Below are 11,300 nucleotides of genomic sequence, written 5' to 3'. Positions count from 1 at the left end.
ATCAGGGGCTATCTTTCGCGGTCACGCATCGCGGAGTGCGATCGGGAGGAGTGGCGGACGCGCAGTCGGGTTCCGGTCGTCAGCCGGTGTCCCCCGGCGCGCGCCAGCCGCGCAGCATGGTGTCGAACTGCTTCCGGGTGGTGTCCCAGTCCGCCGCCGGACCCGTCATGTACAGCGCGTACTCCGGTCCGTCGTCACCCGCGTAGTACATCTGGTCGATGGCGTGCCGCTGCTCGCCGCTGTTCTCGGTCCAGGTGAACTCCCAGAGCGATCCGGGGTGGTCACGGTAGAAGTTGGCGCGCAGGGCCAGGCCCCGGTACTGCGGCAGCCGCTCCCGCAGGCCCGGCTCCATGTTCTGCATGTGCAGGTACGAGGTCTCGAAGTCGGGACTCTGATCGATGCTGATCCGGAGGTAGCGCTTGCCGTTGTCCGGGGTGTAGTCGATGTTCGCGCCGCTCTTCCGGCGCTGCCAGCCGTCCGGTACGAGGAGCTTGAACCCCTCCGGGTCCTGGACCCGGTGCCAGCCGGCCGGTACGCCCTTCAGCGTCGGGTCCGGCTTCGGGTCCGGCTTCTCGGAGGGGCCGGGCGAGGACTTGTGGGGAGCCGGGTCCTGGGACCGGGTACCCGGGTCCGCGGTGCCGCCGCTCGCGGTGCCGGTGTCCGGGCGGTCGCGGTACTTCATCGCGGCGATCCCCGCGCCGACGCCGAGCAGCGCCGCCAGGGCCAGCACCAGCAGGGCCGTACGCCACCGGGCCCGGCCTCGCCGGGTCGCCGGGGCGGGCCCGGCGGGCGGGACGGCGCCGGGGTGGTGCGGCTGACCCGTGGCGCCGGGGTGCGGCAGTTGCCCCGTGGCGCCGGGGTGCGGGAGCTGGGCCGTGGAGCCGGTCGCGCCGCCGGGGCCCGCCGCGCGCATGGCCTCCTCCGACAGGTGCTGCGTCGGGACGAACTCCTGGGCCGCCCGGGGCTGGCGCCCCTCCATGGCCTCCAGCAGCATCCGCTCGGCCTCCGCGGCCGACGGCCGGTCGTCCGGCTCCTTGCGGAGCAGCGCCGTGATGACGGGGCCCAGCGCCCCGGCCCTGGCGGGCTCCGGGGGTTCCTCCGCGACGACGGCCTGCATGGTGGATATCGGCGAGGTGCGCCGGAACGGCGAGCTGCCCTCGACCGCGGTGAACAGCGTGGCGCCCAGCGACCACAGGTCGGACGCGGGGCCGGGATCGCCGCCGCGGACCCGCTCGGGCGCCAGGTAGTCGATGGACCCGACCAGTTCACCGGTCCTGGTGATGGTCGAGTCGCCCTCTATCGCCGCTATCCCGAAGTCGGTGAGCAGCACCCGGCCGTCCCGGGCGAGCAGGACGTTGCCCGGCTTCACATCGCGGTGCAGCACCCCGGCGCTGTGTGCTGCGCGCAGCGCGCCCAGCACGTGGAGGCCGATCCTGGCGGCCTCGCGCGGCACCAGCGGCCCGGATTCCTTGGCGGCGTCGGCGAGTGACGGACCGTCGACGTACTGCATGACGATCCACGGCCGGTTGTCGTACTCGATGACGTCATGGACGGTGACCACGCCCGGGTGCGTGATGCGGGCGGCGGCGCGGGCCTCCTTCTGCGTACGGGCGTGCAGCACCACCCGGTCCGCCTCCGCGACGTACAGCCCGGCGGTCAGCTCCTTGACGGCGACGGTGCGGTGCAGCACCTCGTCGTGGGCTCTCCAGACCTTGCCCATGCCGCCGCGTCCGAGGACTTCACCGAGCCGGTATCGCCCGGCCAGCAACAGTCCCGCATCCGTGCCCTGTGATCGATCCACGTGTCCCTGCCCCGTTCCTTCGGATGACAGGTTACGGACGGGAGGTGCGGCCACGGAACCTCGCACCGCCCACGAGATCGCACTGTGATGCTTGTCGCGTCGTCCGGTCGCTCTGGGGTCCCGTCAGGTATCAGGGCGTCACGCGGTAGGAAGCGATGGCTTGTTGGTAGATGTCCGAAACCTTGTCGCGCTGGTCCTCCGGACCGATGACCTGGAGGAGGTGGTAGCGGCCCTTGACGATCATCGCGAGGTTGCGTACGTACACCTCCCGTCCGGAGCTGTCCTGCCAGGTGAACTGACCCTCCGCCATGGCCTGTCTGCCGACGTCTATTCGGCGCAGCCCGCTCGCGGACGACCAGCTGGAGTCCCGGAAGGGCTTCAACTCGGGTTCTTTGTCACGCTGGTAGCCGAGCGGGTCGGCGCCGTTCGCCTTGACGGTGTCGCGGCCGGGGACGATCAGCAGGGTGAAGCCGTCGCTGCCGTAGTGGACCTGTCGCTCCGTGTTGGCGGGGCTGCGCTGCCATCCCTTGGGCACCCCGACCTCGAAGCCCTCGTCGTCCTTGCGCAGCACGTAGCCGGACGGGAGCGCCACGGCGGACCGGCTGGTCTGCGGCTTCTGCTTGCCGGGGGACCGGGGCGGCGAGCTGGACGATTTGCCGGAGCCGCTCGGGCGGGCGGAGCCGGGCTCCGGCGATCCGGTCGCCGTACGGGACGGACTGGCGCCCGCGCCGGACTGCGAACCCGACTTGGGCATGAACATCACGGCGTAGACGATCGCCGCGACCAGCACCAGCAGGATCAGGACGAGCAGCAGCCGGCCGAGCCGTCGCGGCGCGCGCTGCCCGTCCTGCCGCGGGCGGGGCGGGGTGCGCAGCGCCTTGGGGCCCTTGGGCTCGCGCGGCGGCCTGACGGCCCGGGGTTCGCGCGGCTCCGCGCGGACCGGCTCCGCCTCTACCCGGCCCCTGGACTGGCGGTGGCGGCCGTGCGCGGCGCCGCCCCGGCGCCCGCGGCGCTTGCGGACGAGCTCGCCCCGGCGGCGTACGACGGGCAGCTTGGTCTCGTCCACGGACGGCAGCGGCACCACGTCGAGACCGGCCTCCGGCTCGGGCGCGGAGCGCACGAGGGAGCGCAGCCAGCCGCGCAGCTCCTCGAAGTCCGGCCGCTCGGTCGGGTCCTGCCGCAGCAGCGATTCGACGACGGGCCGCAGCGCGCCGCACTCCTCCGCGAAGGCGGGCGGCTCGCCGCAGACCATCTGGACGAGCTCGGCGGCGTTCTCCTCCGGGTACGGGGCGTGGCCCTGGACGGCGCGGTAGAGCAGCGCGCCCAGTGCCCAGAGGTCGGTGGAGGGGCCGATGGGCGGTGCGAGCTGCCAGTTCTCGTGGACCGGTCCGGCCTGCTCGGGCGCCCAGCGCTCGGTGACCGCGCCGACGACGGCGATCCGGGCCTGCCGCGCGCGTTCGGCGGCGAGGGTGGTGGCGGGGCCGCGGTAGGCGGGGGTGTCGCGGTTCCCGGCGACGATCTCGTCCCAGCCGCCCGGGGCGGCCGCCCCGGACTCCCTGGTCCGGGCGGCGGGCGGCGTGGGGCGGACGACGGCCGGGGTGGTGCCCTCGCGCCGGGAGTCGGCCCGCAGGGCGTCCTCGCTGGAGCCGCCGGCCGGGACCGGGCGTCCGGCGCCGGGGCCGTCGTCCCAGGAGCCGGTCAGATGCAGCCGCCGGGGCGGCGCCTGACCGTCGTCACCGCCGTCACGGCCGTCACGGTCCTCGCCGTACGTGGCGTCCTCGTCCTCGTCGTCGTACGCGTCGTCCTCGTCGTCGTACGCGTCGTTGTTGCCGTAGTCGTACGTGTAGTCGTCGGCCAGCGGGTCGGGCAGCCGGGACGGGTCGGCGGCCGGCTGCGGACCGGCCTGGCCGGTGCCTTCGCGCTGGACCGGCAGCACGCCGGTGTCCCAGTCCTCGTCCGGCGTCGCGGTGCGGCGCTCCTCCTCGCTGACGCGTGCGGCGGCGGCGCGGGCCCCCGCGCGGTACGCGGCGATGGCGCCCGCACGCGCGGCACGCACCTGGGCGGCGCTGCCGGGCTCGGGGGCGGGGAGGGGCTGCGGCGGCGGCGGGCGGCGTACGGACTCCAGCTCAGCGGCGCCGTACGGATACCCGGGACCGCCCGCGTACGGCCCGGACTCGATCGCCGCGGGGCTGCGCGAACCGGGCACCTCCGGCGGGTCGTCGGGGCCGGAAAGGGGCTCGTCATCGTCTCCGTACTCGGCCCCGGGCCCCTGTTCGTCCGTCGGCGGGACGTACGGGCCGGTGGGGCCCGACTCCACGGCGGGGCCGCCGTACTCCCCGTCCTCCTCCGCGTCGTCCTGACGCGGCACCGGTACGTAGCCGCAGAGGGCCTCCTCCGCCGCCCCGGCCGCCAGACCGGTCAGCACGACGCGTCCGTCGTCGCAGATGAGCACGGTGCGCACGGTGATGTTGCGGTGGGTCCAGCCGTGGGCGTGCAGCACGCGCAGCGCCGTCAGGACGTCGGAGCCGATCTCCGCGGCCCGGTACGGATTGAGCGGGCGCTCCGCGAGCAGCGCCGCCAGCGGGCGGGCCGCGACCAGTTCACTCACTATCCAGAGCGATCCCGCCTCGGCGAACACGTCGAAGACCTGGTCGAGCCGGGGGTGGTCGGGCACCTGGGCCGCCGCCTGGGCGGCCTCGATCGCGCGCCGGACCGCCGGATCGGTGGACCGCCGCACCGTGCGCCCGCCGGTCAGCCGGGCGGGTGCGGGCAGGCCGTCGGCGTCCAGCACCTCCGCGTCCACGACTTCCGGTAACGGCACCTGCCGGACCAGGACTTCCTGCCCGCTATAGGTATCGAACGCCCGGGTTTCCACCAGTTCGTACGCATCGGACGGGGGCAGCGGAAGCCGGTAGCGGTCGGCAAGTACCCGACCCGCGTAGTCGTCCACGACGCCTCCCCAGAGCGCGCTGTCCCCCGGTCACACAGACCACACCGAACTCACCAATTGTGGTCACTTACGGTGCAATTGACACGCGGTTTCGGCTGCGTACGGTCTTCGGGCTCTCACAATACGTGGCAACGGGCGGCCGCGCGGCAGGGTCTGCGCAACCCGGCCCGGCAGCCGTCCTCAGCCGAGCGGCTCGAACGTGTCGAACGCGGTCTCGCGCAGCGTCTTGCACGCCTTGCTGTCCCACTCGTCGACCTTGCAGCTGATCATGATCGAGTAGCCGCGCTTCGCGTCGACCTTGAAGCCCCGGTTCAGTACCCGGCTGCGCTGCCCGTTCTCGTTGCGCTCGAACTGCCAGTCCGCGACGGTCGGGTACCCGTTGTACTCGACCTTCTTGATACCCAGGTGCTGGTACCCGCTGCTGCTGCCGGCAACCGCGCCCTTCAGCCCGTTCCAGGCGGCGGCCGCGTCGTCGCCCGGCGAGCTGTTGTAGTCGATCTGGACGCGCGGGAAGCCCTTGTCGATGTTGTAGATGCCGCCGGAATTGCTGCCCGCGATCGAGTTGCGCTCGAATCCCTCGGGCATCGCCATGGTGAAGTGGAACCGCTTGTCGGTGACCCGCTTGTACCCGGCGGGCAGCGCGCCCTTGCCGTCCGCGTCGCCTTCGGAGTCGTCCGAGCCCTTGCCGGAGTCGTCCTTCCCGGAGTCGTCCTTGCCCTTGCCCCGGCCGTCGTTCCCGTCCTGGTCCTTGCCCTGGTCCTTGCCGCTGCCGCCGCTCTGTTCCGTGCCGCCGGTCCCGGTGGAGGAGTCCGCCGTCGAGGCGCCGGACGAGGCCGAGGTGTCGTCCTTGCCCTTGCCCGCGTTGTCCTTGCCCGTGTCGTCGCCGCCCAGCGAGAGCGCGAGGACCGTGCCGAGCACCGCGAGCACGATGACGGCCGCGATGATCGCCAGGGTGCGGCGCGGCACCACGTCGGTGAGCGAAGCCCGGGGCGGGGCGGGCGCAGTGGTGGCCGGACGCGGCGGCGGTACGGCTCCGGAGGCGGATGCCGTGGCCGTCGAGGGTGCCGTGGCGGGCCGGGCCGGTGCGGCGGGGGCCGCGGGGGTACCTGCGACGGGCGCGGCCTTCGCGTTCCGCGCGGAGCGCAGCGCGCCCCGCAGCCGGTCGCGGGTGCCCTCGCCCGGTTCGCCGCTCTTCGAGGCGGGCTTCGTGGGCGCGGGCACCTTGGGCAGCGCCATCACCTGGGTGGCGTCGGCCGGCGGCACCGGGGCGTCCGACTGCTCGGGGGCGTTGATCACGTCGTTGAGCAGGGCGCGCGCACCGGCGTCGTCGAGCCGCTGCTCGGGGTCCCGGGCGAGCAGACCGTAGATGACCTCTTCCAGCGGGCCCGCGTTCTTCGGCGGGTCGAGCGGCTCGGTCATCACTGCGGTCAGGGTCGCGATCGCGGAGCCCTTGTCGTACGGCGGGCAGCCCTCGACGCTCGCGTAGAGCAGTCCGCCGAGCGACCACAGGTCGGCCGGGGGGCCCGGCTTGTGCCCGCGGGCCCGCTCCGGCGAGATGTACGAGGGTGCGCCGACGAGCATGCCCGTGGAGGTGACGGAGGGGTCGCCCTCGACCTGGGCGATCCCGAAGTCGGTCAGGACGACCCGGCCGTCCTCCGCGATCAGCACGTTGGACGGTTTCACGTCACGGTGCAGGATGCCCTCGCGGTGCGCGGAGCGCAGCACGTCGAGTATGGCCAGGCCTACCTCGGCCGCCCGTCTCGGCGTCAGGACACCGTCCTCGCGCACCGCCTCGGCCAGCGACTTGCCCTCGATGAGTTCCATGACGATCCACGGCCGGTCGTCCTCGTCGACCACGTCGTAGACCGTGACCGCGCCGTTGTTGCGAATCCGGGCGATCGCCTTCGCCTCGCGCAGCGTGCGCGTGATGAGACGGCGTTTCTCGTCGTCGTCGATGGCTGTCGGGAACCGCAGTTCCTTGACCGCGACCGTGCGGCCCAACGTCTCGTCGACGGCGCGGTGGACCGTGCCCATACCGCCCCGGCCGAGCACCTCCCCGAGCCGGTAGCGCCCCGCAAGGAGACGTCCGTCCTTGTCCCGTTGGGGCTCCCGTGCCTGCTCCGCCTCCGACATGCGTCCCCTCTGCGATCAACCCGCCCTGGCAGAGCGTTCATTGTCCCCTACCCCGGGACCGGTCCTGGTGCCGGGGCCCGGGTCCGCCCCGATGTGACCGGCGGAAGGGGCTCCCTGGCATGCCGACTTCACGGGCACCGCTCGTCGCCCTGTCGGTGACGGCGCCGCCCGGCCCCGGAACAGCGAGCCTGCCCAGCGAACCACACCTCACGCCCGCAGCCTGCTACGTGCCACGGCCCGCCGTCCAGGGCGAAGCCCCCACTGCGGCACTCCTGATACACACGTGCGCAGCCCCGGGCCCGGCCTCCGGCACGCGGGGCCGCGGCCGGGCGCCCTCGAACCGGCTCTCCTGGAAGCGGAGTTCCGCCCGGCCCGAGGGCACCCAACGGCAACAGAGGTCCTAGATCGGCTGGATGTCCGGCGCTCCGAGCCGTGCCGCGTCCGCCGTGAGGTCGTCGGGCTGGCGCTGCGACTCCCGTTCCGCCTCCACGCGCTTCTCGTAGTGCGTGACCTCCCGGTCGATCTGGCTCTTGTCCCAGCCGAGCACCGGGGCCATCAGCTCCGCGCAGAGCCGGGCGGAACGCGTGCCCCGGTCGAAGGTCTCGATGGAGATCCGGGTCCGCCGGGTCAGCACGTCGTCGAGGTGGCGGGCGCCCTCGTGCGAGGCCGCGTAGACGATCTCGGCCTTGAGGTAGTCGTCGGCGGACGGCAGCGGATCGCCCAGCACAGGATCCGCGGCGATCAGCTCCAGGATCTCCTCGGTCATCGCGCCGTACCTGTTCAGCAGATGCTCCACCCGGGCGACGTGCAGCCCGGTCCGGGCGGCGATCCTGGCCCGCGCGTTCCACAGGGCGTGGTAGCCCTCCGCACCCAGCAGCGGGGTGTCCTCGGTGACGCAGTCGGCCACCCGCTGGTCGAGGCCGTGCACCGCCTCGTCGACGGCGTCCTTGGCCATCACCCGGTACGTCGTGTACTTGCCGCCCGCGACGACGACGAGGCCCGGGGCCGGATGCGCCACCGTGTGCTCGCGGGACAGCTTGCTGGTCGCGTCCGACTCGCCGGCCAGCAGGGGGCGCAGTCCGGCGTAGACGCCCTCGACGTCGTCCCTGGTCAGCGGGGTGGAAAGGACCGAGTTGACGTGTTCCAGCAGATAGTCGATATCGGCGCTGGACGCCGCCGGGTGGGCCTTGTCCAGGTCCCAGTCGGTGTCCGTCGTGCCGATGATCCAGTGGCGGCCCCACGGGATGACGAAGAGCACGGACTTCTCGGTGCGCAGGATCAGGCCGGTGGAGGAGTGGATGCGGTCCTTCGGGACGACGAGGTGGATGCCCTTGGACGCCCGGACGTGGAACTGCCCGCGCTCCCCGATCAGCGCCTGGGTGTCATCCGTCCAGACGCCGGTGGCGTTGACCACCTGTTTGGCCCTGACCTCGTACTCACCGCCCGCCTCGACGTCCTCCACCCGGACGCCGACGACGCGCTCGCCCTCGCGGAGGAAGCCGGTCACCCGGGCCCCGTTCGCCACGTGGGCGCCGTACCCCGCGGCGGTCCGCACCAGCGTCGCCACGTAGCGGGCGTCGTCCATCTGGGCGTCGTAGTACTGCAGGGCCCCCACCAGCGCGTCCTTCTTCAGTGCGGGGGCGACCCGCAGGGCGTGGCGGCGGGAGAGGTGCCGGTGCACGGGCAGTCCGCGGCCGTGCCCGGACGACACCGACATCGCGTCGTACAGCGCGACGCCGGAGCCCGCGTACAGCCGCTCCCAGCCCTTGTGCTGCAACGGGTAGAGGAACGGCACCGGCTTCACCAGATGTGGCGCGAGGCGCCCCAGCAGCAGCCCGCGCTCCTTCAGCGCCTCCCGGACGAGCGCGAAGTCGAGCATCTCCAGATAGCGCAGCCCGCCGTGGATCAGCTTGCTCGACCTGCTCGACGTGCCGGACGCCCAGTCGCGTGCCTCGACCAGTCCGGTCGAGAGCCCTCTCGTGGCCGCGTCGAGTGCCGTCCCGGCGCCGACCACGCCCGCCCCCACGACCAGCACGTCCAGTTCGCGCTCGGCCATCGCTGCGAGCGCCTCGACGCGTTCCGCGGGTCCCAGTGTCGCTGTCCTCACTGCTGCCTCCCGGTAGATCGGGGTGGTCCGGGCACGGGGTGCGGTCCGACCGGAGGGTCGGACACCCGTGCCCACCCCTCGATTCTGTCCGCGCTTCGCGACTTCAGCCACCGCCTGTGGACAACACCCGGACAACCACGGCCACACAATGCGACATATAGGTCATATTTACGCCTAGTCTGACATTGCGCTGTCCCCAGGGGTTGCGCTTTCTGTCCTCATGGTCTTAGGGAAGGACGGCCACCCACGTGCCTGCAGACCTCGCCGTCATCGGACTCGGTCACCTCGGCCTGCCCCTCGCCCAAGCCGCCGTCGCAGCCGGCATCCAGACCGTCGGCTACGACACCGACCCCCGGGCCTTCGCGGAGCTCTCCGCGGGCCGCACCCCCGTCGAGGGATCACTACCCGCGTCCGACATCCGGCGCATGCTCTCCGGGGGATTCCGCCCCACCACCAACGAGGCCGAGCTCGGCCGGGTCCGTACCGCCGTGATCTGCGCGCCCACCCCGCTCGGCCCCGACCGCACCCTGGACCTGAGCGCCGTCGGTGAGGCGGCCCGCGCCCTCGCCGCCCGGCTGCGCCCGCACACCACGGTGCTGCTGGAATCCTCGGTGCCGCCCGGCACCACGGAGAACTTCCTGCTCCCCCTCCTGGAGAAGGGCTCCGGGCTGCGCGGCGGCCGCGACTTCCACCTCGCGTACTCCCCGACCCGGCTCGACCCCGGCAACCGCACCCACGTCTACGCCAACACCCCCAAGGTCATCGGCGGCCTCACCCCCGCCTGCACCGAGTCGGCCGCGGCCTTCTACAGCCGGCTCACCGACAAGGTCGTCCGCGCCCGGGGCCCGCGCGAGGCCGAGATGACGAAGGTCCTGGAGACCAACTTCCGGCACGTCAACATCGCCCTGGTCAACGAGATGGCCGTGCTCTGCCACGACCTCGGCGTCGACCTCTGGGACGTCATCCGGTGCGCGGAGACCAAGCCCTTCGGCTTCCAGCCCTTCCGCCCGGGACCCGGCGTCGGCGGCCACGGAGCCCCGGTCGACCCGGGCTTCCTCCCGTACAGCAGCCGCACCCCGGGGCACCCGCTGCGGATGGTCTCGCTCGCCCAGGAGATCAACGACCGGATGCCGCAGTACGTGATCCAGCGCTGCGCCACCCTCCTCAACGAGCACGGCAAGTCCGTGCGCGGCGCCCGGGTGCTGCTGCTCGGCGTCACGTACAAGCCGGACCTCGCCGACCAGGAGGCCTCCCCCGCCCGCGAGATCGCCACCCGGCTGATGGACATGGGCGCCCAGATCGGCTACCACGACCCCCACGTGCTGGACTGGCGGGTACGCGAACTCCCGGTCCCCCGCGCCGATTCGCTGTACGAGGCGGCCTCCAGCGCCGACCTCACGGTGCTGCTCCAGCACCACCGCACGTACGACCTCCAGGGGCTCGCCGTGAAGGCGCAGTTGCTCCTGGACACCCGGGGCGCGACACCGGCAGGGGCCGCGCACCGGCTCTAGTTCCACTCCCTGCAAGCTTTTGGGCGCAATCCAGCCACGGAATCTTCTGGGCCGATGTCCGACGCGGCTGCTAGCCTGCGGCGTCACTTATCGCACAGCCGTGCGCATCGCCCAGGGGGGAACCCGAATGAGCCAGCCCGTACCACCGCCGAACCAGCCTTACGACGGCCAGCCGCAGGCCCCGAAGCCGGCGGACGGCAACCCGTACGCCGGACAGCAGCCGGGCCAGCCCCAGCCGGGCGCCCCGACCGGCAACCCGTTCGGCGGCCAGCAGCCGGGTCCGTACGGCCAGCCTGGCGCCCAGTTCGGCGGCGGTGCACCGTTCGCGCCGGTGGCCCCGGCGCGGGACAACGTGGGGCTCGGCATCCTCGCCGCCGTCGTCGCGGCCGTCGTCGCGGGAGCGGTCTACGGTGCGATCATCGGCGCCACCAAGCACGAGATCGGCTACGCGGCCGTCGGTGTCGGCTTCCTGGTCGGTTTCGCCTCGGGCAAGGTCGGTGGCCGGAACCCGGCGTTGCCGGTCCTCAGCGCCGTCTTCTCACTCATCGCCGTCTACTTCGGCCAGCTCCTCGGCGAGGCGATGATCGCGGCCAAGGACTACCCCGTCACGGTCTCCGAGCTGTTCTTCGACCACTTCGGCCTGCTGAACGACGCGTGGAAGGCCGACTCGGACTTCATCTCGTACCTCTTCTTCGCCGTCGCGGCGGTCGCCGCGTTCTCCGGCGCCAAGAAGGCCGCGGCCTAGTACGGACCACGCACCGCACACACCGGAGGGCCCGGACGGCGATCGCCGTCCGG

At 72.7% G+C, this 11,300-nt stretch carries 6 protein-coding genes; 2 read left to right on the top strand and 4 right to left on the bottom strand.

Going from position 1 to position 11,300, the window contains the following annotated elements; genetic code table 11:
• Nucleotides 1-79: 79 nt before the first annotated feature.
• The 4 genes from OG892_RS24825 to OG892_RS24810 form a co-directional block, all read right to left on the bottom strand.
• Nucleotides 80-1,801, bottom strand: coding sequence for a serine/threonine-protein kinase (locus OG892_RS24825; protein WP_371630314.1), 1,722 nt, complete (start codon nt 1,799-1,801; stop codon nt 80-82).
• A 130-nt stretch (nt 1,802-1,931) separates the two neighbouring features.
• On the bottom strand, nt 1,932-4,751 hold the full coding sequence (locus OG892_RS24820) for a protein kinase (protein ID WP_371630313.1): 2,820 nt from the start codon (nt 4,749-4,751) through the stop codon (nt 1,932-1,934).
• A gap of 180 nt (nt 4,752-4,931) precedes the next feature.
• Nucleotides 4,932-6,884, bottom strand: coding sequence for a protein kinase (locus tag OG892_RS24815; RefSeq protein WP_371630312.1), 1,953 nt, complete (start codon nt 6,882-6,884; stop codon nt 4,932-4,934).
• 400 nt (nt 6,885-7,284) lie between these two features.
• On the bottom strand, nt 7,285-8,991 hold the full coding sequence (locus tag OG892_RS24810) for a glycerol-3-phosphate dehydrogenase/oxidase (RefSeq protein WP_371630311.1): 1,707 nt from the start codon (nt 8,989-8,991) through the stop codon (nt 7,285-7,287).
• A gap of 248 nt (nt 8,992-9,239) precedes the next feature.
• Between OG892_RS24810 and OG892_RS24805 the strand changes: the two genes are divergently transcribed.
• Nucleotides 9,240-10,502 (top strand): nucleotide sugar dehydrogenase, encoded by a 1,263-nt coding sequence (locus tag OG892_RS24805; protein WP_073732617.1) that lies wholly within the window; start codon nt 9,240-9,242, stop codon nt 10,500-10,502.
• Nucleotides 10,503-10,629: 127 nt separating this feature from the next.
• The gene (locus tag OG892_RS24800; protein WP_371630310.1) at nt 10,630-11,247 is read left to right on the top strand and encodes a hypothetical protein; all 618 of its coding nucleotides are present in this window, start codon (nt 10,630-10,632) and stop codon (nt 11,245-11,247) included.
• Nucleotides 11,248-11,300: the final 53 nt, after the last annotated feature.

The organism is Streptomyces sp. NBC_00341, from assembly GCF_041435055.1.
In the GTDB taxonomy this organism is placed as follows: Bacteria; Actinomycetota; Actinomycetes; order Streptomycetales; family Streptomycetaceae; genus Streptomyces.
The sequence above is the reverse complement of the archived record's forward strand: the minus strand, read 5'-3'. Positions and strand labels throughout refer to the sequence as shown.